The sequence below is a fragment of the Neptunomonas marina genome (assembly GCF_004005935.1).
GTDB classification, from domain to species: domain Bacteria; phylum Pseudomonadota; class Gammaproteobacteria; order Pseudomonadales; family Balneatricaceae; genus Neptunomonas; species Neptunomonas marina.
On the sequence record NZ_SACQ01000005.1, the window covers coordinates 1 to 24,901 of the forward strand.

General features: G+C 49.3%; 26 protein-coding genes. 18 read left to right on the top strand and 8 right to left on the bottom strand.

What is annotated here, in order from left to right; all coding sequences use genetic code 11:
- Window positions 1-341: transposase (locus EOE65_RS10985; protein ID WP_164847091.1), on the top strand; the 341-nt coding region annotated here is incomplete at its 5' end.
- A 384-nt stretch (window positions 342-725) separates the two neighbouring features.
- Here the strand turns inward: EOE65_RS10985 and EOE65_RS10995 are convergent.
- Window positions 726-977, bottom strand: a complete 252-nt coding sequence (locus EOE65_RS10995; protein ID WP_024015942.1) for a helix-turn-helix domain-containing protein — start codon at window positions 975-977, stop codon at window positions 726-728.
- 117 nt (window positions 978-1,094) lie between these two features.
- On the opposite strand from EOE65_RS10995, the gene EOE65_RS11000 reads away from it, so the two are divergent.
- From EOE65_RS11000 to EOE65_RS11010, 3 genes are all read left to right on the top strand, one after another.
- Entirely contained in the window at window positions 1,095-1,742 is a 648-nt protein-coding gene (locus tag EOE65_RS11000) for a LexA family protein (protein WP_000854920.1), read from the top strand.
- 256 nt (window positions 1,743-1,998) lie between these two features.
- Complete coding sequence (locus tag EOE65_RS11005) at window positions 1,999-3,585, top strand: peptide chain release factor 3 (protein WP_127694377.1); 1,587 nt, start codon at window positions 1,999-2,001, stop codon at window positions 3,583-3,585.
- A 29-nt stretch (window positions 3,586-3,614) separates the two neighbouring features.
- Complete coding sequence (locus EOE65_RS11010; protein WP_127694378.1) at window positions 3,615-4,388, top strand: TatD family hydrolase; 774 nt, start codon at window positions 3,615-3,617, stop codon at window positions 4,386-4,388.
- On the opposite strand, the gene EOE65_RS11015 is transcribed toward EOE65_RS11010, so the two are convergent.
- Together EOE65_RS11015 and EOE65_RS11020 are read right to left on the bottom strand one after the other, a co-directional pair.
- Window positions 4,385-4,789: a hypothetical protein gene (locus EOE65_RS11015; protein ID WP_127694379.1), complete on the bottom strand. Its 405-nt coding sequence runs from the start codon at window positions 4,787-4,789 to the stop codon at window positions 4,385-4,387. The genes EOE65_RS11010 and EOE65_RS11015 overlap by 4 nt on opposite strands.
- 14 nt (window positions 4,790-4,803) lie before the next feature.
- Complete coding sequence (locus EOE65_RS11020) at window positions 4,804-6,717, bottom strand: beta-ketoacyl synthase (RefSeq protein WP_127694380.1); 1,914 nt, start codon at window positions 6,715-6,717, stop codon at window positions 4,804-4,806.
- 214 nt (window positions 6,718-6,931) lie between these two features.
- Between EOE65_RS11020 and EOE65_RS11025 the strand changes: the two genes are divergently transcribed.
- Entirely contained in the window at window positions 6,932-7,588 is a 657-nt protein-coding gene (locus EOE65_RS11025) for a YiaD family glycine zipper/OmpA-like lipoprotein (protein WP_127694381.1), read from the top strand.
- A gap of 6 nt (window positions 7,589-7,594) precedes the next feature.
- On the opposite strand, the gene zapB is transcribed toward EOE65_RS11025, so the two are convergent.
- Complete coding sequence (gene zapB, locus EOE65_RS11030) at window positions 7,595-7,783, bottom strand: cell division protein ZapB (protein ID WP_127694382.1); 189 nt, start codon at window positions 7,781-7,783, stop codon at window positions 7,595-7,597.
- A 71-nt stretch (window positions 7,784-7,854) separates the two neighbouring features.
- Window positions 7,855-9,069, bottom strand: coding sequence for a flagellar assembly protein T N-terminal domain-containing protein (locus tag EOE65_RS11035; protein WP_127694383.1), 1,215 nt, complete (start codon window positions 9,067-9,069; stop codon window positions 7,855-7,857).
- 137 nt (window positions 9,070-9,206) lie between these two features.
- Between EOE65_RS11035 and EOE65_RS11040 the strand changes: the two genes are divergently transcribed.
- The gene (locus tag EOE65_RS11040) at window positions 9,207-9,899 is read left to right on the top strand and encodes a FlgO family outer membrane protein (RefSeq protein WP_127694384.1); all 693 of its coding nucleotides are present in this window, start codon (window positions 9,207-9,209) and stop codon (window positions 9,897-9,899) included.
- Window positions 9,896-10,345, top strand: a complete 450-nt coding sequence (locus EOE65_RS11045) for an LPP20 family lipoprotein (RefSeq protein ID WP_127694385.1) — start codon at window positions 9,896-9,898, stop codon at window positions 10,343-10,345. The genes EOE65_RS11040 and EOE65_RS11045 overlap by 4 nt, the downstream gene beginning before the upstream one ends.
- A gap of 10 nt (window positions 10,346-10,355) precedes the next feature.
- On the opposite strand, the gene EOE65_RS11050 is transcribed toward EOE65_RS11045, so the two are convergent.
- From EOE65_RS11050 to map, 3 genes are read right to left on the bottom strand one after another with little or no spacing between them, the layout of a single operon-like run.
- Window positions 10,356-10,655, bottom strand: a complete 300-nt coding sequence (locus tag EOE65_RS11050) for a DUF1244 domain-containing protein (RefSeq protein ID WP_127694386.1) — start codon at window positions 10,653-10,655, stop codon at window positions 10,356-10,358.
- 10 nt (window positions 10,656-10,665) lie between these two features.
- A complete protein-coding gene (locus EOE65_RS11055; protein ID WP_127694387.1) occupies window positions 10,666-13,362 on the bottom strand; it encodes a [protein-PII] uridylyltransferase in 2,697 nt (898 codons plus the stop codon).
- A gap of 16 nt (window positions 13,363-13,378) precedes the next feature.
- The gene (map, locus tag EOE65_RS11060; RefSeq protein WP_127694388.1) at window positions 13,379-14,149 is read right to left on the bottom strand and encodes a type I methionyl aminopeptidase; all 771 of its coding nucleotides are present in this window, start codon (window positions 14,147-14,149) and stop codon (window positions 13,379-13,381) included.
- A gap of 323 nt (window positions 14,150-14,472) precedes the next feature.
- Here map and rpsB point away from each other — a divergent pair, with 323 nt between their 5' ends.
- The 11 genes from rpsB (at window position 14,473) to fabZ (ending at window position 24,899) form a co-directional block, all read left to right on the top strand.
- Window positions 14,473-15,207, top strand: coding sequence for a 30S ribosomal protein S2 (rpsB, locus tag EOE65_RS11065; protein WP_127694389.1), 735 nt, complete (start codon window positions 14,473-14,475; stop codon window positions 15,205-15,207).
- 104 nt (window positions 15,208-15,311) lie between these two features.
- Entirely contained in the window at window positions 15,312-16,172 is an 861-nt protein-coding gene (tsf, locus tag EOE65_RS11070; protein ID WP_127694390.1) for a translation elongation factor Ts, read from the top strand.
- A gap of 90 nt (window positions 16,173-16,262) precedes the next feature.
- A complete protein-coding gene (gene pyrH, locus EOE65_RS11075) occupies window positions 16,263-17,024 on the top strand; it encodes a UMP kinase (protein ID WP_127694391.1) in 762 nt (253 codons plus the stop codon).
- Window positions 17,014-17,571, top strand: a complete 558-nt coding sequence (gene frr / locus EOE65_RS11080) for a ribosome recycling factor (RefSeq protein WP_127694392.1) — start codon at window positions 17,014-17,016, stop codon at window positions 17,569-17,571. The genes pyrH and frr overlap by 11 nt, the downstream gene beginning before the upstream one ends.
- A 39-nt stretch (window positions 17,572-17,610) precedes the next feature.
- Window positions 17,611-18,372 carry a polyprenyl diphosphate synthase gene (gene uppS, locus EOE65_RS11085; protein ID WP_127694393.1) on the top strand — a complete coding sequence of 254 codons (762 nt, stop codon included), beginning with the start codon at window positions 17,611-17,613 and terminating at the stop codon, window positions 18,370-18,372.
- Window positions 18,366-19,178, top strand: coding sequence for a phosphatidate cytidylyltransferase (locus tag EOE65_RS11090; protein WP_127694394.1), 813 nt, complete (start codon window positions 18,366-18,368; stop codon window positions 19,176-19,178). The genes uppS and EOE65_RS11090 overlap by 7 nt, the downstream gene beginning before the upstream one ends.
- 3 nt (window positions 19,179-19,181) lie before the next feature.
- The gene (gene rseP / locus EOE65_RS11095; protein WP_127694395.1) at window positions 19,182-20,537 is read left to right on the top strand and encodes a sigma E protease regulator RseP; all 1,356 of its coding nucleotides are present in this window, start codon (window positions 19,182-19,184) and stop codon (window positions 20,535-20,537) included.
- Between the two features lie 30 nt (window positions 20,538-20,567).
- Window positions 20,568-22,892 carry an outer membrane protein assembly factor BamA gene (bamA, locus tag EOE65_RS11100; protein WP_127694396.1) on the top strand — a complete coding sequence of 775 codons (2,325 nt, stop codon included), beginning with the start codon at window positions 20,568-20,570 and terminating at the stop codon, window positions 22,890-22,892.
- 11 nt (window positions 22,893-22,903) lie between these two features.
- On the top strand, window positions 22,904-23,410 hold the full coding sequence (locus EOE65_RS11105) for an OmpH/Skp family outer membrane protein (protein ID WP_127694397.1): 507 nt from the start codon (window positions 22,904-22,906) through the stop codon (window positions 23,408-23,410).
- A complete protein-coding gene (gene lpxD, locus EOE65_RS11110; RefSeq protein ID WP_127694398.1) occupies window positions 23,410-24,447 on the top strand; it encodes a UDP-3-O-(3-hydroxymyristoyl)glucosamine N-acyltransferase in 1,038 nt (345 codons plus the stop codon). The genes EOE65_RS11105 and lpxD overlap by 1 nt, the downstream gene beginning before the upstream one ends.
- Window positions 24,448-24,461: 14 nt before the next feature.
- Window positions 24,462-24,899 (top strand): 3-hydroxyacyl-ACP dehydratase FabZ, encoded by a 438-nt coding sequence (gene fabZ, locus EOE65_RS11115; protein ID WP_127694399.1) that lies wholly within the window; start codon window positions 24,462-24,464, stop codon window positions 24,897-24,899.
- Window positions 24,900-24,901 lie beyond the last annotated feature (2 nt).

Here is a 24,901-nt window from a genome sequence, read left to right on the forward strand (position 1 = left end):
GTAATGAATCATTTGTATCAGCGGACTCGGGTTACCGTGGCGTAGAAAAGAGGACAGAAACAAAGGATAGGAAAGTCGATTGGTTAGTGGCAGAGATGCCTAGCAAGATACGTGCTTGGAAAAAGCACCCCCGTCTCAATAAGCAGCGAATCCGAACGGAATACTTAAAGGCGAGTATCAGAGCGAAAGTTGAGCATCCGTTTAGAATGTTGAAATGTCAGTTTGGGTTCCGCAAAGCCGTCTACAAAGGCCTGTCTAAAAATGATAACAAGCTCGCCGTGCTGTTTGCGCTTGGAAATATCCTGCGTGTTGATCAAATGATACGAGCGGCGCGGGGTTAATCCGTCAAAATGACGGATTTTAGTTGCTCAGAGCAGCATCATAGTGAGAAAACTGGGGCTAAATGGCTCATTTGAAGTATTGTTGGCGTGCGAGCAAGTCAGACCAAAATTACCTGACTTGTTCGTAGTATCCTTAACGTCTTGGCAACCTGTTGCTCATCCCAGTTCAAGTCAGAAGCAACGTAACCAATCGGCAGTCGAAAGCAGCCAAGCAAATTACAATGTGGGCATGTAAGCAAATACAGTCCTAGCAACTTCGCTGAGTCACTCCAGGACAAAACATTTTGCTTTAGCCAAAAGCGGGTATAGACCTTGCCATAATCACGCATGGAGGAACTCGCTTTTGTGTTTACGTAAAATGCTGACCATTATTTGCCCTTAATCCTACTGGTTACTGGCTTTCAGCTCGCTTGGGCATTCGGGATAGATGTCCGGTCTTAACTGAGATCGGGTTACCTGTCCTTGCGTAGCTTGTTCGATGGGTAAAACGAATTCAGCGGGAACACGCCCTGATTTATTCAACCAAAACCAGACGTTTTGCTGTTTTGAGTTGATGGCTCTTGCTAATGCTGATTGCCCGCCGACCAAGTCAATGGCACGGCGGAGATGTTTTTGTGTCGTTTTGAACACTTCCATACCGTCTCCTGTTACAATAATAACTGTTACAAGATTGAATGTTACAGTTTAAACTGTAGATAAGTCAACAGTTAAAATTGTTGAAAGACTACAGTTTTATTTGTAGAATGCGGGCTTATGAAAACTTTATCCGAACGACTAAACCATGCCTTGCAGCTTACTGGGGTAACTCAGTCTGAGTTGGCTCGTCGCATTGGTATCAAACAGCAGTCGATCAGCCAGATTTGCTCTGGTAAATCGGCTAGGTCTCGTTACACCATGCAGATCGCGGAGGCGCTTCGCGTGAATGCTCATTGGCTCGCCACAGGTGATGGCGAGATTGGCTTGGGGGTCGGTAATGTAGAAGTCGGGCCTGATATTAAGGGAAGAATTCCTCTCATTAACTGGGTTCAGGCCGGTGATTGGACTGAAATAGCGGAGGGATTTGCCCATGAAGATGCTGAGGAGTGGCGTGAAGTCACTGGGAAAGCACATGAGGGTTGTTTCGCACTTCGCGTAAAAGGCGACAGTATGGAAAATCCAAGCGGAAAAAAATCCATACCTGAGGGGGCAGTGATCGTTGTTGATCCTGAGTTACCTTACTCTTCAGGTTCATTGGTTGTTGCGCGTTTGGATGATTCGAAAGAAGCAACCTTTAAGCAGTTGGTTATTGATGGTGAACAGAAGTATCTAAAACCTTTGAACCCGCAATACCCTGCAATACCGATCAACGGCAACTGCACCATCATCGGTGTAGTACGACAAGCTATCATCGATTTCTGGTAGCGAAGGAATTTGTGGTTTAGCCACAGTTGTTCATTAGCTGAAGAAGCAACGATTGCAAACAGCTACAACTGAGCATTGGTGCACGCTGAGAGTAAATGGTAACCGATTAGATAACCATTGATTGTTTATAAAGTCAAGATCAGCGAAAATAGCGGCCAATTACGATTAACACGACGGATTTGACAAGCGAAGAACTGAAAAGAGAGTACTTCCAAAAGTGTGTACAAATCCGTGTACAAACTAAAAGAATTTATACATGGCAAACCAAGATTTTCTTAATGAAATCAATAAGCGAAGGACCTTTGCTATCATCTCTCACCCGGATGCGGGTAAGACGACGATCACTGAAAAACTGTTGTTGCTCGGCAACCTTATCCAGAAAGCGGGTACGGTTAAAGGCAAGAAAAGTGATCGCCACGCGACATCAGACTGGATGACGATGGAGCAGGATCGAGGCATCTCGATCACCTCATCGGTGATGCAGTTCCACTGGAATGATCGCGTCGTTAACCTACTCGATACGCCCGGACACGAAGACTTCTCTGAAGATACTTATCGTACGCTTACCGCGGTTGACTCTGCCTTGATGGTGGTGGATGGCGCAAAAGGTGTCGAGGACCGTACCATCAAGCTGATGGATGTCTGCCGTTTGCGTGATACGCCGATCTTCTCGTTTGTGAACAAGCTTGACCGTGATATCCGTGATCCTATCGAGTTGCTCGATGAGATCGAGGAGGTGCTGAAGATTGAAGCTGCGCCCATCAATTGGCCGATCGGTATGGGTAAGTTCTTTAAAGGTGTTTATAACCTTTATACGGATACAATCCATGTATTCAAACCGGGGCAAAACGCTGTATTGCCGGACGATATTCAGATCCAAGGCCTTGATAGCGACGCAGCACGAGAGCTACTAGATGACCTATACGATGACTTTATCGATGAGGTTGAACTAGTGCGTGGCGCCACTCATCCTTTTGATGAGCAGGCGTTTTTAGCGGGTAAGCTGACACCGGTCTTTTTCGGTACGGCACTAGCTAACTTTGGTGTGCGTGAAATGCTGAACAGTTTCGTTGAAGCTGCACCCGCACCGATTAGCCGTGCGACGACATCGCGCGAGGTTGCCGCTGATGAAGAAAAGTTCAGTGGTTTCGTCTTTAAGATCCAAGCAAACATGGACCCCAAACACCGTGACCGTATCGCTTTTATGCGTATCTGCTCGGGCCGTTATACACGGGGTATGAAGATGCGCCATACACGTATCAATAAAGATGTGAAGATTGCCGATGCCGTCACCTTTTTGGCAGGTGACCGCTCTAACGTGGAAGAGGCGTGGTCGGGCGATATTATCGGGTTACACAACCACGGGACGATTCAGATTGGTGATACCTTCACTGAAGGTGAAGAGCTTAAATTCACCGGTATCCCTCACTTCGCGCCCGAGATGTTCAAAGCAGTACGTCCAACTGACCCACTGAAGATGAAGCAGCTGCAAAAAGGTTTGCAGCAGTTATCAGAAGAGGGTGCGGTGCAGTTGTTTCAGCCGCTCAAGAACAATGATTTGATTCTTGGCGCGGTGGGCCAACTGCAGTTTGAAGTGGTTATGTTCCGCCTTAAAGATGAGTACAAAGTAGAGTGTAAGTACGAGCCGATCTCGGTCCAAACGGCACGTTGGGTTGAGTGCGATGATCAGCGCATGGTGGATGACTTCCGTAAGAAAGGTTACGAGAACCTCGCGATCGACGGCGGTGGTTTGCTGACCTATCTTGCTCCAACACGCGTGAATCTGAGCCTTACCGAAGAGCGTTGGCCTGATATCCAATTCCGCGCAACACGCGAGCACTAATCGGTGCCGAATAGAGGAGGCAGTGGAATATGTTGGTTGATACCCATTGCCACCTCGATTTTCCGATCTTAGCTGATCAAATCGGTGCCGTTGTTGCCCGTGCGCAGCAGTGCGGCGTCACACGTTTTGTCGTACCGGCGGTGGCGGCGGAGCACTTTGAGCGGGTCGTTACGCTGGCCAGCCATCACGCCTTTGGCTTTGCGCTGGGTCTTCACCCCTGTTTTCTATCTGAACACTCAGCCACTTCTCTTGAGGTGTTAGAGCAAGCGCTGCAAACCTATCAGCCGCTAGCGGTGGGTGAAATTGGCCTCGATTTTTATCATGGTCTTGATACGTCCGAGCAACAGCTAGCGCTTTTTAAAGCGCAATTGAGATTGGCAAAACGTTTTGAATTGCCTGTTATCTTGCATGTCCGTAAAGCGCACGACCAAGTATTAAAGGTGCTGCGGGAGCTGCAGTTTCAGCAAGGTGGCGTTGTCCATGCCTTTAGTGGCAGTGCAGCACAAGCCGAGCGCTATATAGGCTTTGGCTTTAAGTTAGGGGTGGGTGGGGTTATCAGCCACGAGCGCGCTATGCGGGTCAAAAAGCTGTTTGCAGCACTACCACTCGATGCATTGGTTTTGGAAACGGATGCCCCTGATATGCCGCTGCAAGGCGCTCAAGGTAAGCCTAACGGGCCGGCTGCGGTGGCGAGGGTTGCGCAGTTATTGGCGGATCTTCAAGGAGTGTCAGTTGAGGAGGTGGCACAGCGCACAACGGCGAATGCGTTAGCGCTGTTTCCGGGATTACCGACTACATCTTAATAGCTGTCGTAGATACGGTTATAAAGATTGTTAAGTGTGGTCCAAGCCTTGTCTGTTTTGGCGTTACGCGGCAGCGCATAGCGCTTACCACTCTCATCCAGAGGCTTAGCGGTATAGCTACCGTCCTTAGGTGCAAGGAGCATGTTCATCAGACTGCGAGGGTAGTTTGGCCCGACGATACGCTGCCCGTAAGCGCTTTCTACTGGAGCAAGAGAACCATTCTGGCTTGCCACAATGCTGAGGCGAATACATTCCCGTGAGCGTTGTTGGCAGATATGTCCTGAGCGAGTATCAATAACATAGTACGCCTGATCAGATACGGTTGGCTGGGACTGGCTTCCCATACAACCGCTCAGAATTGCTGCTGAAAGCAGTGTGGCTCCAATCGCGTGATATGTCATGATCTTTATCCCTATTAGTCCATAAAGTCGCTGAATGGGTTCTCTTCGGCCAAACTGATGCTGTTTGTATAGCCTGGGAGTTTGATACGCTCGGCGGTAATATCCAAGTCATACCCCTCCAGCACGTTGTTATCGTAACGATAGATGGGCAGTGCTAAACCATGGGTTGCTTCATAGTTGTACTGTTCTGCGCACTCGAGCGTCGCGGCACGTTTTTGTTCCCAAGCCGTGTAGCGGGCTTCACCGTGTTTCTTACGCAGGAGTGCCTTCGCAACATGTGGCCCAAAGACTGGTGCACTGCCGTTGTTACCACCAAAGCCCTTGGAGTTGAGGATAACGGTGTCCATGCCGGTTTGGCCAACTTCAACGTGCTCTTGAGAGAAACGCAAGTTGCTTTGGTAAACATCATCCGCGATATGCGTGGTGGTTTGAATGCCCGGGATATAACCGTATGCCCAAGTACCTAGCGATGTGGTGAGCTGATCGCCACCGGCGGTTCCTTGGGAGTGTCCTAAATAGCATTTCACGGCAGCCACTGGCCACGCAGGAATATCGAATGCTGTGGCGATTTCGTTAATAACGTGCGACTCAGTAACGCGGTTTTGTGGGGTGCTTGTACCATGAGCTTGCACAAACGAGCGCTGCTGCAAGGACTCTTCACCCAGTACACTCTTGACCAACGATGCTGCTTTACCAAGGGTCATATAGTTACCGATACCCGGTGCGGAGATCGATTTTTTATGGCCATCTGCATTGACGAACACGTCGGGTACTAGGCCGTAGACCTCAGCACCGAGCTCCATTGCCAGATCATCGCTCATGAGCAGGACAAACTGGCTTGATTCGCCGATCGTGAAGCCGCAGTTATCACCAAACGGACGACACGCCTTGCGGTAGTCCGCAGGTGTCAGTTGCTCTTTTTTGTCGAGCGCTTTTAAGTCTTTATCTTCGGCAAGTGCGCCCATAGCGCGAAAGCCTTCGATGACTTCGGGAGTCACGGGAGCGTCACTGCCGCCAACCAAGACCACTTTGCGCTTACCGCTGCGGATATCTTGTACGGCGCTGCGTAAGTTATAAAGGAACGTTGCACAGGCACCGAGTGCACCACCGGTAGTACCGACGTTGCCAAGGATATAAGCGTTAACAAAGTCAGCTGGCATCTGGGCATAGCCCAGCGGCATCTGCTTGGATGAGGTGCGTTTCCCGATAGAGGGGTATTTCGTTAAACCACCAAAGCCTAAGTCATCTAACTGGCCAATTGAGTTGCTGGCATAAACAGCCACGTGATCGGGCGCGACTTGGTTGAGGATCTCTTCAAACGGAATACCCACTGACGACAATGCATCGGATGCGGCGAAAACCGTCATCTGTAGATTGCGTGGGTGGTTACGAGATTGATAGAGCGTGCCAGGCTTGAAGCCGGTTGGTAGTTGACCTGCCGCCTTAACCGGTGCTTCTTTGAAGTCGGGTAAAATGGCGTCCAGCTTGCCAGCAACGGTGATCTTGACCTCTTGCCCATTCGTGGACTCGACGGTCCAATTGTCAGGGATCACATTAGGCAATTGGCGTTTGCGCAGTGTAAAGCTCAGTGAATCTTCCGTGGGCTGCAGTGCTGCAGCTTTGTTCATCACCACCTTATTTACATCAAACGTGTCTGGCTCGATCTGGCGGATCAGGGTGCTATTTAGAATCTGATCGTTGATATCGCTTAGCAGAGCATCCAAGGCACACGCTTCACCGGCTTGGTTAAGGTATTGGCCGTCCTGATACTGTGCTAAACCCATCAATGTGGCGAGATTCAAGAGCGTTTGTTGCTGGGTTTGTACGTCTAGCTTATCCAGAATAATGCGGCGATAGGCATGGTGGAATGAGCCTCGTCCGGCGGGGTTTACGCCACCAAAACCGACGATAAGAGGTAGATGAGACAATGAAAACTCCTCGGCTGGAAACTAGCTGAATCTCGTGTGTAACGCATTATTCTAGCGATAGACGTAAGTCGTTGCTAGATAGGGAATAGGGAATATCCACAATAAATCATAGCGATAGACCTTGATTACGGTGTTATGTCGCGTGAGTGAAGGAATTATTCGCCTGCTGGCAAGTCTTAAAGCGCGTAGTGTAGATTAATTGAGGTCCTTTAAGATGAAAAAACTTACCCCTGTGTTGCTGGTTGCGCTACTGGCAGGTTGCTCGACAATCGATCCCTACACGGGCGAACAGAAAACAAGTCAAGCAACAAAAGGCGCAGGGATTGGCGCAGTGACGGGCGCGCTCTTAGGCGCTGCCGTTTCTAGCCGCAGTGATCGTGCCAAAGGTGCTGCGATTGGCGCGCTGGTTGGCGGTGGCATCGGCGGCGGCATCGGCCACTACATGGATCAGCAGGAGGCGGTGTTGAGAGAGCGCCTAGCGGGTACGGGTGTTGGTATTCAGCGCCAAGGCGATGCGATTCGTTTGGTGATGCCGGGCCATGTTACGTTCAATACGGAAGATTATCAGATCGCGAATAGCTTCTACCCTGTGCTGGATTCGGTGGCGCTGGTACTGCGCGAATATGATAAGACGGTTATTCAGGTTGAAGGCTTTACAGATAGCAAAGGCAGCTTCGAGTATAACCAGACGTTGTCTGAACGCCGAGCGGCGGGTGTGGCTAACTTTCTAACTGGCGCAGGAGTGGAGCGTTTGAGGATCAGTACACAGGGCTATGGCGAACGTTACCCCGTAGCAGATAACACGACGGCTGCCGGGCGTGCGCTTAACCGTCGTGTCGAGATTAGCATTCGCGGAACGCGCGCTAATTAGTTCGCGTTACTCAGCAGCATCAAGCGTAGAGAATTTGCCTAGCAGGCGCTGCAGGTTATCGACGTTTGATTGCTGCTCAGCTTCTAGCGCAGCTTTGGCTTCTTTGAGCTCTGCGATCTCTAAGCGTAGCAGCTCGACTTCGTCGATCATGTTTTCAATTTTTGCTTCTAACTGATTGAACAGTTCTGTTTGCATTGCAGGACCCTTGTTACCCGTTGATATATAAGAGCCGCTGATTATAGAGGCGGCCCCAATGAAGTAAACCTTTACCAGAAGATTACAACGTCATCGATTTGGATATTGTGCTGTGATGTTGAGCCTTCGATAAAGCCAGAAGCCGACGTTGCTTGAACGTCGCTAATGGTCAGAGTCTGCTGAGTGTTAATCAGTTCCGTAGTCGCTGGGCCTGATGGATTATACATGACGCTTTTACGGTAAACCGACAGCTTATCACCGACCTTTAAGCCACTGCGTTGGCCAGAGGCTATCCACAAACGGTTGCTGTCTGCAGCCGTAATCCGGGCAGAAAAGGGCATACAGCGTAGTTTTTCAGTGATCTGCTTGGCGGCATCTTTTAAGAGATCGGCCACTGCCTTTCCGTACGCTTGCTCATAGAAAGCGGGGGTCGCAAAGCCGGTTTGTTGGTTGGGTTGTAACGTCCAGCGTCCCTGTGTGGCAAGGCTGAACTGGTCGATCAGTGCACCGCTAAAGCCGTCGTGAATATAGAGGTCGATAGCAAAGTTACGTAGGTGTTTATCACTTTTGTAGTCTAAGCGATTGTAGGTGGATACGAAGAGGTTCTCCTCTTGCATAACGCTTGGGTCGACCATCGAAAGATCACGTACCACACCAGAGACGATATATTGCGTGTCCAACTGCTGGCTATGGCGCATGAGTGTGGTGAGAGCACCATTGTCTAATTGGTGAGTGGCCGCTGTGCTCAAGGGATTTTGTAGCTGTAAGTGCCCTGCATTGAGTGCTGATAGGTTTGGGTGGCGGTTGATTCGCTCAACGAGCTGTTTGGCGAGGAGTGAATCGATGTGGCGAAAGCCCCCAAGGTTTTTCTGTGCAGGTTGTTCAACAGGAAAGGCTGACACTGCAACAGTTTTGCGAAAGCTATTGCCTGAACCGCCATTTTCGCAGGCGGTATCCACCTCTACCTCGGCGCGGATACGCACATGGAGCTTGTTGCCGAACAGCTTCTCATCCAACACTTCAACGTCGCGAATTGTACTCAGTGTAGAGACGCGCATATTATCGATCTCGAGAATGCCGTTGCTCAACTGCTGAGTGCTGCTGATGTAGGCGGCTGCTTGTAGCGAGGCCTGGCGCTTTGCATCGTTGATCGCTTGTTCCCGTGCTTTTCCTAAATCACCATCGACCAGAAACGCTTGTCCCGTCGCCTCAATGCTGGCGGCATGTGCCGCGGAAACAACACCGAGTAGAAGGAGCAGTAGAGTTGATCGAATATATCTCAACATGAGTGGGGCCCGACCGATATAGTTAATAGACGCTAGAAAGGTATGCAATTTGCCGGCGACATGCAATCTATCGTTGATCTGCTTACCGATGTGAAAAGTGTGATAAATTGGTCTGAAAAAGTGTATGAGCACAAAGCATGAAATATAAGCGATTTAGCCTATTGTTGCTGTCAGTACTTGGGTTATCAGGATGCAGCTACCAGCAGCCTGTTGCGGTAACCATCGAGAAGCTGAGCCCGCAAGCGAGCAAGGCGGTGGTGAATCAGGCGCGGAATCAGGTCGTGGCTGAGCCTCATACCTATGGCTCCATTGAACAGCCGCGCTTGAGTGACCCGGTCAGCCAAGCGGTGGAGCAGATGTCTGATCAGCTCATCAATGGCTTGAATCAAAGTCGAGTGAAGCGCTTCCCTGTTGCAGTGGTTAAGTTTATGCCGCTGCGCAACAGCGTGCCAGATCCGCTATTGGGTGAGCGTATTTCAGAGAGTTTTATATTCCCGATGCAACAGCGTGGCTATAACTTGGTTGACTATCGCGCGGTTAGTTTAGCCACGACGGTGAAGTCGCCGGTATCGCGACAAAATATCTCGGCGTTACGGCAGCGTTATAAGATCTTTTTTGTCCTGACGGGGACCTACGCAAAACATCCCGATGGCATCACTTTGAATGCACGTGTGCTAGACACCACCACTCGCCAAGTCTTGGCGTCAGCACAAACGCATATCAGCAATGATCTGCTGGAGGGGATGCGTCCGGGGTTTGATCCGGTGAAAGCACTACAAAACGGATACATCATTGAAAATGGTGTTGGGCCAGCAAGGGCAACGCGATGAAATATATTGGACTACTGCTTTTAACTGTTATGTTGGCCGGTTGTGAGACGGCAGGAAAAACAGCTGTTGAACTTGTTGAAGCATTGCCAGATCTTCCACCCACATCCGTTGAACCTGTTGAACCGGTTTGGGTGAGTGCAACCGGCTATGCACCTATTAGTTTGCAGCCTGGTGCAACGCGGCAGCAGAAAGTTGTGATGGCGATGCGGGCCTCTAAGCTACGGGCATATCAAGAACTGGTGGGTATTGTGCACGGACAGTATGTCTTCGGTACCACAACGGTCAACGATATGGTGCTACAGAGCGACTCTTTTAAAACAGCTGTTGCAGGATTTGTGCGTGGTGCCCGGGTGGTCAAGAGTTATCCGGTGCAGGATGATACGTATGCGACGGTATTAGAGGTGGATATGAATCAACTGCAGCGCGCCTGGAGCGAGCTGCAGTGATCGCTGTTAGTTAAGCTTTGTCGCTCGTGGCTTGGTTAAATGCTGCGAGCTGCTCAGCGGTTGCTTCCTGCTGATACTTGTCTTTCCATTGTGCGTACGGCTCGCCGTAAATCGCTTCGCGAGCGGCATCATAATCCATCTCTTCGCCGCGTTCTTGCGCTTCCGCTAAGTACCACTTAGATAAGCAGTTACGGCAAAAACCAGCAAGGTTCATCAGGTCGATATTCTGGACATCTTTGCGGCTGTCTAAGTGAGCCACAAGGCGGCGAAATGCAGCGGCTTCGATTTCGGTTTGTGTTTTAGTGTCCATAAGGCTCCCGTTATTCGTCGCGGATATGTTCGTCGAGTTCTTTGCAGACTCTACGTTGCAAAGTTTCACACAGCTCAACATCACTGAAGGGCTGGCCATGCTCATCGGTAATAAAGAAGAAGTCCTCCACGCGTTCACCAACGCTGGCGATCTTCGCCTTGCGTACTGATATATTCATCTCAGAAAAAATCTGCCCAATACGCGCCAGCAGACCTGGACGGTCGGGTGATTGAACTTCCATAACCGTCAAATGGTTGTTTGGGTCGTTGCTCAAGAAAACCCGTGTTGGCATGGCAAACAGTTTCATCTGCCTTGGCACACGTCGATGAATGATCTCTGGATAATCTTCTGGATCATCCAGTGCGTCAATCAGCTTTTCACGAATGCTATTTAAATAGGCGGGGTTCTCTGAAAGAGGCTCATTATCGTCGGTCAGTACGGTGTACGTGTTTAGCGTGCGTCCATCGTCCGTCACGATGATGCGTGCATCTTGGATGTTTAAGCGCAGCTGGTCGAGTGTCGCGACGGTCGCCGAGAAGAGATTCGGTAGATCTTTGCTGTAGATGAAGATCTCTGTGGCGCCTTCATACACGCGATAGGAAGTTTTCTGGATCAATACCAGCGGTAGCTCGTTATCGCCGTGCTCTAGTATCGACTGGGTGTGCCAAGCAATATTTTTAGCTTCCTCGCGTAAAAAGTAGTCTTCGCCCAGCGTGTGCCAAAAGTCATCAACATCGTTTTCTGGTTTGCCGGCGCGCTTGAGGATGAACATCGCCTCGTGCTGCATCTGCTCAATCCGATCCTCTTTGTTGATCGGGTTTTCGAGGCCTCGGCGCAATACACGCTTAGTTTCCATGTAGAGCTGGCGCATCAGTGTGGCCCGCCAACTGTTCCAAAGGGTGTGGTTGGTAGCGTTGATATCCGCAACCGTCAGCACATAGAGGTAATCGAGGTGCACAATGTCACGTACCTGCATCGCGAAGGTATGTATCACCTCAGGATCCGAGATATCTTTACGCTGCGCCGTCATCGACATGAGAAGGTGGTTCTCCACCAACCAAGCCACAAGGTGGCTATCCCATTTGCCTAAATGGTGGCGTTCGCAAAATGCCATGGCATCCACGGCACCTAGCTCCGAGTGATCGCCGCCGCGGCCCTTAGCGATATCATGGAAGAGACCTGCGATATAAAGCAGGTCGATCTTAGGTAGTTGGTTAACAACGCGATGGGCAATGGGGAACTGCTCACGATATTCAGGGTGGCGGAATTGGCGCATCTTCTGAATAACTTTTAGCGTGTGCGCATCCACGGTGTAGATGTGGAACAAGTCGTGCTGCATCTGACCCACTATACGGCCAAACTCCGGCAAATAGCGCCCAAGGATGCCGTAGCGGTTCATGCGCTTCAGTTCTGTGGAGACGCCGTTCTGCGAGCGCAGTAACTCCATGAATAGTGTGGTGTTGCGCAGATCGTTGCGGAACTCATCATCAATAAGATGCCTGTGGTCACGAATCAAACGGATCGTTGAGGCGCGCACGCCAGTGATCTCATCGTTTTGAGCGATCAACACAAAAGATTCAAGCAGTGCAAAGGGGTGGTGCTCGAATACCTTATCGTAGGTCACTTCGAGACGGCGGTTACGAATCTGAAAGCGTTTGTTAATCGGTGTAACGACCTGCTCATCTTCGGTTTTGAGGATCGCTTCATCGAAATACTGGAGCAACATATCGTTGAACTCGGCCATCGTCATGGCGACACGATAGTATTTGCTCATAAACTGCTCAACAGCCAGCGCGCCGTCTTGATCAGCGTAACCAAAGAACGCGGCCAGAGATCGTTGATGGTCGAACAAAAGACGGTCTTCACGGCGGTTGCACTGCAAGTGCAGCGCATAGCGCACGGTCCACAGGTAGAGTTCGCCTTTGTTGAGGGTTTCGAGTTCAGACTCGGTTACGAAGCCATGATCGACCAGGTCTCGTATGTATGTTGCACCGAAGTGCCGTTTGGCAACCCAGCCAATGGTTTGCAGGTCCCGCAACCCGCCGGGTGAGTTTTTGAGATTCGGCTCTAAGTTGTACTCAGTGTTATTCGTTTTCTCGTGGCGATTTGTTTGCTCTCGCAGCTTGGCCAGAAAGAACTCTTTATCTGTCCAAGCGCCTTCCGAGGTAACGCGGTCATACATGCGTTGGTGTAGCGTAGGGTCCCCGGTTAGGGGGCGTGACTCAATGAGGTTTGTAGCGATCGTGATATCGTCACGCGCTTCGGTGTAGCAGTCTTCAATGGTGCGTACGCTAGAGCCAATCTCGAGATTGATATCCCACAAAAGTGTGAGGAACTGGCTGATGCTCTCTTCAAATGCCTGTGGTTCGATGCCATCCACCAAAATCATGATATCGACATCGGAATGAGGGTGGAGCTCTCCTCGACCGTAGCCTCCGACGGCAACCAGTGATACTTGCGCATCCGATGGCCAGTCAAAGAGATTCCATGCTGATGTTAGCACCCTATCGATAACGCTCGCTCGCCCGTATACCAGCTTGCGAATATCTTCACCTTCGCGGAAACGTTCGTTCATCTCCTCGGTAGCCTGTGCAATGGTCTCTTTATAAACCTTAAACGGAGGCTCTCCGGTGATGAGCCGCAGCTCCATCGTTTCGCTGTCGATATAGTCGCCGACATCGACGAGTTGCTGAAGGTGCGTTGTCATAGGTGCTTAACTCATTTTAATAGTTTTCTTCGCTACGCTTGGTCAGAACTTCGTAGCCATCGGCAGTCACGAGGATCGTATGTTCCCACTGCGCGGATAGGCGGCGGTCGGCAGTTTCCACGGTCCAGCCATCCTTCTTAGATAATTTGACGTGGCGCTTACCTGCGTTGATCATTGGCTCAATCGTAAAAATCATACCCTCTTCGAGGGTGACGCCGGTACCGGGGCGGCCGTAGTGCAACACTTGAGGTTCTTCGTGGAACTCCTTGCCGATGCCATGGCCGCAGTATTCACGAACCACGCTATAGTGCTGGGATTCTGCATACTGCTGGATCACGTGGCCAATATCGCCAAGTTTGGCACCAGGCTTGACCAGTTCAATACCTTTTTGCAGGCACTCGAGTGTCACGTCAACGAGACGGCGAGCGTGAGGTTGCTCTTTGCCAACAAAGAACATTTTGCTCGTGTCGCCATGGTAGCCATCTTTGATGACGGTAATGTCGATGTTAATTATATCACCGTCTTTTAGCTTCTTGTCATTTGGGATGCCGTGGCAGACAACTTGGTTGACTGACGTGCAGATTGACTTGGGAAAACCGTGATAGTTAAGAGGTGCTGGAATCGCCTGTTGCTCATTCGTGATGTAGTCGTGGCAAATTTGATTCAGTTCATTCGTCGTTACGCCCGCTTTTACATGGGGCTCGATCATCTCAAGCACCTCTGCGGCAAGGCGCCCCGCGACGCGCATCTTTTCAATTTCTTCAGCGGTTTTAATAACAATAGTCATAAAGTCATCACGTATTAGCTGCAGGCAGTGTGTGACTGCTGCAGAAGATTAAAAGGACTGTCGTGCAATTGTATCAACCTCGTTCGCTTGTGGAAAATATCCCATGCTCGGCGGCAGCTTATTGCGCAAGGAACTGTAGGGGATGAGTAATTTATCTTTAATCAAAGGGCGCTTTGTGGTATAAATCGCGCACCCGAAATCGCAGGTACGGTTTCGGAGTATATCCCACACACATACCGACACAGTTTCTGGGTGCCGCACTGCGGTTGGGAGCTGGGGTATGTGGAGGTAAAACCCAATAAACTACAGGAAATTGCTAAATCATGGCACAAGTTACAATGCGTGACCTGCTAAAAGCAGGTGTTCACTTTGGTCACCAAACTCGTTACTGGAACCCAAAAATGTCTCAATACATTTTTGGTGCTCGTAACAAAATCCATATCATCAACCTTGAGCACACGCTGCCAGCACTGAACGGTGCGTTGGACGTGGTTAAAGGTATGGCTCAGAACAAGAACAAAATCTTGTTCGTTGGTACTAAACGCGCAGCTAGCAAAATCATCAAAGAAGAAGCTCAGCGTGTAAGCATGCCTTACGTAAACCACCGTTGGTTGGGTGGTATGCTGACTAACTACAAAACTATTCGTCAGTCTATCCGTCGTCTACGCGACCTAGAATCTGCAGCGAACGATGGTACTTTCGCTCAGTTGACTAAGAAAGAAGCGCTGATGCGTCAGCGTGAAATGGATAAGCTAGAGCGCTCTATCGGTGGTATCAAGGACATGGGCGGTCTTCCAGACGCGCTATTCGTTGTTGATGTTGATCACGAGCGTATCGCTGTAAACGAAGCGAACAAGCTGGGCATTCCAGTTATCGGTATCGTTGATACGAACAGCAACCCAGATGGTGTTGATTACGTTATCCCAGGTAACGATGACGCACTGCGCGCAATCCAAATCTACGTTCAGTCTGTTGCAAATGCATGTGCTGAAGGTGGTGAAGTTGCTGGTGGCGAAAAGAGCGAATTCGTTGAAGTAGAAGAGTCTGCTGCAGAGTAATTACTCTGTCAAATGTGAAGTTTATCTTCTGCAGAGTCGTATATAAGGGGAGCCGCGCTCCCCTTTTTTAGATTTTGATTGAACCAATCAAGGGGTAATGAAAAATGGCGGGTGTATCAGCGAAGCTGGTTAAAGAACTGCGTGATCGTACTGGTCTTGGAATGCTTGAGTGCAAAAAAGCACTGGCTGAAAATGACGGTGATATTGAGAAAGCGATTGAAGAGCTGCGTAAATCTTCTGGTATGAAGGCTGCTAAAAAAGCAGGTCGTACAGCAGCTGATGGTGTTGTTGTTGCACGAGTTGCAGATGATAATTCTTACGGCATTATCGTTGAAATCAACTCTGAGACTGACTTCGTTGCGCGCGATGAAGGCTTCTTGGCGTTTGCTTCTCAGGTAGCCGATGCAGTATTTGCTGCTAAGACAGAAGACGTTGCTTCTTTGATGGCTGGTGAGCTGGAATCTGCACGTGAAGCGCTGGTTCAGAAGATCGGTGAAAACATCGGTGTTCGTCGCGCAGTTGTAGTTGAAGGCGAAAACGTAGATGCATACGTACACAGCAACAACCGTATCGCTGCACTCGTTGCGCTAAACGGTGCTAATGCTGAAGCGGCGAAAGACGTTGCTATGCACGTAACAGCTGTTAACCCTCAGGTTGTATCTAAAGATGATATGCCTGAAGAGGTGATCAACAAAGAGAAAGAGATCATCATGGCTCAGCCAGACATGGCTAGCAAGCCTGCTGAAATCGCTGAGAAGATGGTTGTTGGTCGTATCAACAAGTTCTTGGCTGAAAACAGCCTTGTTGAGCAGCAGTTCGTTAAAAACCCAGACCAAAAAGTTGGTGAGATGGTAAAAGCTGCTGGTGGTAGCGTTGCTTCTTTCGCTCGTTTGGAAGTGGGTGAAGGTATCGAAGTTGAACAAGTTGACTTCGCTGCAGAAGTAGCTGCTCAGCTGAACGGCTAAGCTCTACTTTGTATCCGATGAATGTGCTGTATTGCAGCGCATTCATCGTTTAGACTCTAATTCCTCTAACTTCGTTCGCGGAGACTTCTTATGCCTACCGAAAACACTAAGCGTGCCCATTATAAACGTATTCTTTTAAAGCTCAGCGGTGAAGCGCTGATGGGCGAAGAGAATTTTGGTATCGACCCAAAAGTTCTCAACCGTATGGCCCTTGAGATTGGCCAGCTAGTCGGGATTGGTGTTCAGGTTGGTATAGTGATTGGTGGCGGCAACCTATTTCGGGGTGCGGCACTTAGCGCAGCAGGCCTAGATCGCGTAACTGGCGACCACATGGGTATGCTTGCAACTGTAATGAATTCTCTAGCATTACGTGATGCGTTGGAACGCTCCAATATTGCGACGCGCGTTATGTCTGCTATCCCAATGAGCGGTGTGGTTGATCATTACGATCGCCGTAACGCGATGCGTTATTTGAGCCAGGGCGATGTGGTTATCTTCTCTGCTGGCACGGGTAACCCTTTCTTTACAACTGATTCAGCAGCGTGTTTGCGTGGTATCGAGATTGAAGCTGACGTTGTTTTGAAAGCGACAAAAGTAGACGGTGTATACACGGCAGATCCGATGAAGGATCCGAGTGCTAAGCGTTACCTACACCTGTCATACGATGAAGTATTAGAAAAGCAGCTCGGCGTTATGGATCTGACTGCTATTTGCTTAACTCGTGACCATGCGATGCCGTTACGAGTATTTAATATGAACCGCCCAGGCGCTCTTGTGAATCTGCTTATGGGTGGCGATGAAGGTACCCTCATCACTGAAGGTGAGGAAATAGGAGAAAAGTATGCTGAATGAGATCGCTCAAGATGCTGAAGCACGCATGAAGAAAAGTGCTGATGCGTTGGTTGAAAACTTTAAGAAGATTCGTACCGGGCGCGCGCACCCAAGCCTGCTGGACTCCATTCAGATCTCTTACTACGGCTCTGATGTGCCTTTGTCACAAGTGGCTAACGTAAGCGTTGAAGATGCGCGTACGCTGATGATCTCTCCATGGGAAAAGCAGCTTGTAACAGACGTCGAGAAAGCGATTTATAAGTCGGATCTGGGCTTGAACCCTGCCACAAATGGTGGCGTGATTCGTGTTCCAATGCCGCCGCTGACTGAAGAGACGCGTAAAGGCTACATTCGTCAGGCTCGTCAAGAAGCTGAAACAGCGCGTGTATCGGTGCGTAACATTCGCCGCGATGCGAACAGCGACTTGAAAGATCTTCTTAAGGAGAAGGAGATCTCTGAAGATGAAGAACGCCGCGGTCAGGATGGCATCCAGAAATTGACTGATAAGTACGTTTCTGAAATCGATAGCCTGCTTGAGAAAAAAGAAGCGGATTTGATGGAAATCTAACAGGGTTTTAAGGGGCGTTGCGGCGCCCCTGTTGCTTTTATGTCCGTATATGAAAAGTTAGACATCCCCCATGATAGAAAGCTGCCCAAGCATATCGCTATTATTATGGATGGGAATAATCGCTGGGCTAAGAGCCGTCGTTTGCCAAGTCTGGCAGGCCATAAGGCGGGTGTTGACAGCGTGCGTAGCGTCATTGAAGGCTGTGTTGAGTATGGCGTTGAGTCATTGACGCTGTTTGCATTCAGTAGCGAAAACTGGAAACGACCGGAGCTAGAAGTTAAAGGGTTAATGGAACTCTTTATGCTGGCGCTAGATCGTGAGGCGCGCAAGCTGCAAAAGAATGGCATTCGTCTCAATGTTATCGGAGACAAAAGCCGTTTCAGTCCAGCTCTTCAAGAGAGAATCGCTAAAGTCGAAGCGCTAACGGTTGAAAATACACGTTTGACGTTAAACGTTGCAGCCAATTACGGTGGCCAGTGGGATATTGTTCAAGCTGCCCAGCGTTTCGCTGAAGACTGCTTGTCGGGCGAGAAGAAGCCGTCTGATTTAACCGAAGCTTCGTTTGACCCTTACCTCGCCCTTTACGGTCAAGCCAAACCAGATCTATGCATTCGTACAGGTGGAGAGAGTCGTATTAGTAATTTTCTCATCTGGCAAATGGCATACACCGAATACTACTTCAGTGACCTGTTCTGGCCTGACTTTAGTAAGCAATCATTAGGCGAAGCGATCCGCGACTTCTGTACTCGGGAGCGTCGCTTTGGCAAAACCAGTGAACAACTAGAGGCCGATAAGTGCTAAAACAACGTGTTATTACGGCTGCGTTATTGGCTCCTGTTGTGCTTGCATGTGTTTTCCTGCTCCCCTTAGAGTATTTTTCGCTTTTCTTTGCTTTTGTGACGCTGCTCGGTGCTTGGGAGTGGGCAGCCTTAGCGGGGCTTCGCAACGTAGCGACTAAGGCGTTGTTTACCAGTGGTGTTTTTTTAGCACTAGCCGTTGCGCAGCAGCTCTTTTCAGCAGGCTCCAGTGTTACGGTTCTTTTACCTGCGGCGCTTGTCTGGGGTATCGCTTTTATCTGGGTGTATCGATACCCCATTCCCGGTGCATGGCAATCAACGGCTATTCGTGCGCTCATCGGTTTGTTGCTACTCTCTGCCGCTTGGTTGAGTATGGTGGAGCTAAAAGCGTTAAATGCTGGTAATAGCTGGATTCTGCTTGTTCTTCTGGTCGTATGGGCGGCTGATATCGGAGCTTACTTCTCGGGTAAGCGTTGGGGCAGTCGCAAGCTTGCGCCAAATGTCAGCCCGAAGAAAACCTGGGAAGGTGTGTTTGGTGGTCTATTCGCAGTGGCGCTAACCGCAGCAGGTTTTGCCTACTGGAATGAACTAAGTCTTTTGAATTTGGTCCTTTTAACGTTGCTATGTGTTGTTGTTGGCTTGGTCTCCGTAATGGGAGATCTGTTTGAAAGCCTACTGAAACGACATGCAGGTTTAAAAGACAGCGGTCGCATTTTACCTGGGCATGGTGGTGTGCTTGATCGCATCGATAGTATTTTAGCTGCGGTGCCGTTTTTTTACATTGGCCTATCCGCGCTCTCGTTGGCATAGTTTATGGACTTTTTACACACTGTAGCGTCTTTAATTGTTACTTTGGGCATCCTTGTGACGATTCATGAGTGGGGGCACTTTTGGGTAGCTCGACGCTGTGGAGTGAAAGTGCTGCGCTTTTCCGTGGGGTTTGGTAAAGCGCTTTGGAGCCGACGCGGTAAAGACGGCACAGAGTATGTCGTTGCGGCTATCCCCTTGGGTGGCTACGTCAAAATGTTGGACGAGCGCGAAGGCGAAGTGCCGGAAGCGTTAAAGGCCCAAGCGTTTAATCGCAAGTCTGTCTACCAGCGTTTCGCGATTGTTGCCGCCGGACCGCTCGTTAATTTGATTTTCGCTGTCATCGCGTATTGGGCGATGTTTCTCTCTGGTGTATCGACCGTTGCGCCTATTATCGGTGGGGTCGATCCAGCGTCCATTGCAGCGCGCGCAGGCGTTCCTGTTAGTGCTGAAATTGTTTCCATTGATGGCCGAGATACGCGCTCTTGGCAGGAAGTTAATCTAGCGTTGGCTGCGCATGTAGGCGAAAGTAAGCAGCTGGATCTAGGTGTAAAAACATCAGCGAGCGCTGAGCCTCGAAATTACGTTTTAAGCCTTGAGAATTGGCATGTCGATCTAGAAAACGAATCTCCGCTAGCTGCCGTGGGAATCTCTCCATATCGCCCCGTTGTAAAGCCGCAATTTGCTCGAGTGGTTGATGGTGGTTCAGCAAGCTTGGCTGGCATTCGAGCGGGCGATCTTGTTGTGGCGGTTGATGGACAGCCCGTTCAAGAGTGGGCCGCTTTTGTGGAAATAATAAAAGCGTCGGCAGGTAAGCCCCTTAGCTTTCTTGTTTTACGCGATGGGCGCGAGCTCGATATTGTCGTGACCCCAGCGAGTCATCGCAGAGATGATGGCGTAACGGTTGGTTTAATTGGTGCCGAAGTACAGCTACCGGAGTGGCCCCAAGAGATGCAGCGTGAGTTGCGTTATGGCCCGATTGATGCGGTGGCTGAGGCTGTTGGCAAAACCTGGTCGATGATCACCTTAACGCTCGATTCGATCTGGAAGATGATTGAAGGCGTTATCTCTGTCAAAAACTTGAGTGGCCCGATCACGATTGCTAAAGTGGCTGGCGCTTCTGCTGCCTCTGGTTTAGAAGATTTTATCAGTTTTCTGGCTTACCTAAGTATCAGTTTAGGGGTGCTCAATTTGCTCCCTATTCCTGTTTTGGACGGTGGGCACTTGGTTTATTACCTAGTTGAAATGGTGACCGGTAAGCCTGTTAGCGAACGAGTCCAAGTAATGGGCTTCAAAATAGGGGCTGCCATACTGTTTTCCCTGATGAGCTTGGCGCTGATAAACGATTTTATGCGCCTCTAAAGCCAATAAGTGTTGTTTAGGAAAAAATAGATGCTTAAGAAATTAGGATTTGCTGCGGGCTTGAGCTTATGGGCCAGTGTCGCGAACGCGATGTTTCAGCCGTTTCAAGTGCAAGATATACGTTTAGAAGGGATTGAGCGCGTAGAGCCTGGCATCGTCTTTCGTAATTTTCCTATCGCCTCAGGCGATACCGTTGACCAGCAACGCTTATCCGATGCAACACGCGCGCTGTTTAAGTCGGGTTACTTTGAAGATATCTCGATCGCACGCGAAGATCAGTTTCTTGTATTAACGGTTAAAGAGCGACCTGCAATCAGTTTGATCCGTTTAGACGGCAATAAAGTCATCAAAGATGAAGCGTTGCTGGAAGGGTTGGAGCAGTCAGGTTTAAAAGAGGGTGATGTATTTAAACGCTCGGCTCTAGACCAAATTCGGCTCGACCTGTTACGTCTCTATGTAGGCCAGGGCCGTTACGGTGCGGCCATTGATACAGAAGTAGAACCACTGGCAGGAAACCGCGTAGCGCTAAACATTAATGTTAAGGAGGGCAGTGTTGCCTCTATCCAGCATATTAATATCGTAGGTAATACAGCCTTTTCTGACGAGGAACTAAAAAAGCTATTCTCTTTGAAGCTGCCTAGTTTCTGGTCTTTTTATACTAAAGACGATCGTTATGCTCGGGAGAAACTGTCAGGAGATCTAGAGCGCCTCAAGTCCTATTACATGGACCGCGGCTACGTGAATTTCGCTGTAAACTCCACCGATGTCTCGATCACGCCGGATAAGAAAAGCGTCTTTATCACGGTTAGCATCGATGAGGGTGAACAGTACCGTTTGAAGGATGTTGCGGTAACGGGTGATCTTGTACTTCCTCAAGAGCAGGTCGACAACGCCCTGAGCCTGAAATCCGGTGAGCTGTTCTCGCGCCGAGATATGATCGATGTGCAGGATAAAATCACCAAGCTGTATGGCAACAGTGGTTATATGTTTGCCAATGTTAGCCCCATTCCTGAAGTTAACGAAGACGATAAGACCGTCAGCCTTAAGTATTTTGTCGCGCCGGGTAAGTTAACGTACGTTCGCCGAATCAATATTAAAGGCAATAGCGATACAGCAGATCATGTTATTCGCCGTGAAATGCAGCAGATGGAAGCGGCACTGGTCTCGGTCGAGAATATTGAGCGTACGAAAGAGAAGTTAGAGCGCACCGGCTACTTCCGTAATGTCAATTTAGAGACGACACCCGTTGCAGGTACAGATGACCAAGTTGATCTTAACTATACACTCGAAGAGCAGCAGTCTGGCCAGTTTACTGCGAGTCTAGGTTTCTCCCAGAGCGATGGGTTTATTATCGACTTGGGTGTACAGCAGGATAACTTTTTAGGATCGGGTAAAAAAGTAGGCTTCAATATCGCTAACAGCTCGACCAAGAAAGAGGTGAGCTTCAACTATCTTGATCGCTTCTACACGGTCAACGGTGTTAGCCGCGGTTTTGACGTCTTCTATCGTAAGCGCGACTTCGAAGAGGATGATGTCAGTAGTTACTCTTTGGATGAGTTCGGTGGCGGTATCACATTTGGTTACCCAATCGATGATTATCAGCGCTTGAGCTTCTCGTTTGGTTTAGAAAACATAAATATTAAAACGAACCCTTTCAAGCCCGTTGAAGAGATCAATGAGTTTATCAAGCAAGAGGGTGATGAATACTTCAACGTGAAGAGTACGCTGGCTTGGCAAGATAACCACCTAAACCGAGCCATCTTCCCGACTAGAGGTTATGAAAACCGCCTGAGTTTGGAGCTCGGTGTTCCCGTAGGTGATTTAAGTTATTACAAAGCGTCTTATCGTGGAAAATGGTATCGCCCAATCACTGATGGCTCTAACTGGGTACTTGGCTTTAAAGGCCGTTTAGGTTTCGCGGACAGCTACGGTAGCAATGCATATCCGTTCTTCAAGAACTTCTTCGCAGGCGGTATCCGTACCGTTCGTGGCTTTGATAACAACTCATTAGGCCCACGTGACTCGAACAACGACCCATTTGGCGGCAATATTATGATGGTGGGTAGCGCTGAACTGATCTTCCCGCTGCCGTTTATTGAGGACCAATCGGCATGGCGTTCATTGGTATTTGTGGATGGCGGTAACGTCTTTGCTTCTGAGTGTGTCAAATCTTCGTCAGAGAACTCCTTCTGCCAAGAGGGCGTTAAGTTTGATGAACTGCGCTACTCCGCGGGTGTCGGTATTACATGGTTATCGCCAATGGGGCCTCTTTCACTCAGTGTGGGTCAAGCGTTGAATGATAAGTCAGGCGACGAAACACAGCTGTTCCAGTTCTCTCTTGGTCAGAGCTTTTAAAAGGATAGAAAATGATTAAAAAGACACTTTCTGCGCTGGCGTTAGCTTGCGGTGTTCTATTTGCAACAACGGCTATGGCTGACGGAAAAGTTGCGGTGTTGGGTGTTCAAGAAGCTTTGTTATCGACTAAGGCTGCGAAGCAGTATCGCGAAGAGCTCAAGTCAGAACTGAAAACTGATCAAGATCGTATTCTTGAGTTGGAAATGCAGGCTAAAAAGATTCGTGAGCGCCTTCAGAAAGAGGGTAGTTCAATGTCTAAAGATGAAGCTGACCGAGCGCGTTTGCAGTTTCAGAAAGCCTTCGAAGAGTACCAGCGTAGCAGTCAGCAGATTCAGCAAAAGCAGGCACAGAAAGAGCAAGAGTTCCTAGAGATGATGCGCCCTAAAATGGACGCTATCATTCGCGAGCTGATCGACTCAAATGAGTACGACATTATCATCGCTAAGCAAGCGACTGTATATGCGCGTAAACAGCACGATATTACCAAACGTGTTGTTGATATGTTGAATAATCGCTAATGCCGAAGCACTACACTCTCTCTGAAATCGCACAGCATGTCGGCGGCCAAGTCGAGGGAGATGAACATCTGCAGATAGCAGGTCTTAGTACATTGGAATCAGCGCAATCTGGTAATTTGAGCTTTTTAGCAAATCCTCGTTATGCGAAGTATCTAAAGTCTACCAATGCGACAGCTGTGCTCGTTGCCGAGACTTTAGAACCCCCTAAAGCTGATATTGCTTACATTCGTGTGCCAAACCCTTATCTGGCTTACGCCAAAGCATCGGCGCTGTTTGATTGGCGCGATGATGTTACCCCGCATGTTGCGACGTCTGCCGTTATTCATTGCGAGGCGAGCGTCGCGCCAACCGCTTTTATTGCTGATGGTGCAGTAATCGGTACTGGTAGCTCAATCGGTGAGGGCGTTTATGTTGGGCCTAACGTTACTATAGGTCGCTACTGCCACGTTGGCTCAGGCACACGCTTAGAGGCGGGTGTGGTGTTATACGATCACGTCAATGTTGGTGAGCGGTGCTTAATTCACAGTAATGCTGTGTTGGGGGCTGATGGGTTTGGTTTCGCGCCTTCAGCGAATGGCTGGGAAAAGATCCACCAATTAGGCGGTGTTCGGATTGGTCATGGTGTAGAGATCGGTGCCAATACTACCATCGATAGAGGTGCTCTTTCAGATACAGTGGTCGAAGACGGCGCTATTATCGATAACTTGGTGCAAATAGCGCATAACGTCGTTATCGGCGAAAAAACTGCGATTGCCGGCTGTACTGGTATCGCTGGAAGCACTAAAATTGGCGCCCGCTCGACACTGGCAGGTGGTGTGGGAGTCGCGGGGCACTTGGTCCTTGCTGAAAAAACTCATGTAACTGCAATGTCGCTGGTAAGCCGCAGCGTGACAGAACCAGGTCAAGTTGTATCTTCTGGTACCGGTCAGGAAGGCCATACAAGCTGGAAGCGAAATGTGGTTCGATTTAAGCAGCTGGATAGCATGGCTAAACGAATCGCTCTATTGGAACAAAAAGTTGAAAATATCTCGAGTTAAAGGTTAATAAACACATGATGGATGTTAATGAAATCAGGGAATATTTACCCCATCGCTACCCGTTTCTTCTTGTTGATCGAGTGATCGAACTCAACCCGGGTGAATCCATCGTGGCGATTAAGAATGTAACCGTCAACGAGCCTTTTTTTAATGGTCACTTTCCAGATCACCCGGTGATGCCAGGTGTTTTGATCGTCGAGGCCATGGCTCAAGCCGCAGGTGTGCTAGGCTTTAAGACGATGGATAAGAAACCTCAAGACGGTTCTATCTATTACTTCGTTGGAGCTGATAATCTGCGTTTTAAGCGCCCAGTTGTACCTGGTGATCAACTGCGCCTTGAAGCAAAGGTCGTCTCGGAACGCCGCGGTATTTGGAAGTTTGATGTTAAAGCAACTGTCGACGGTGACACTGTTAGCTCCGCTACTATTTTGTGTGCTGACCGAAAGGTATAAAT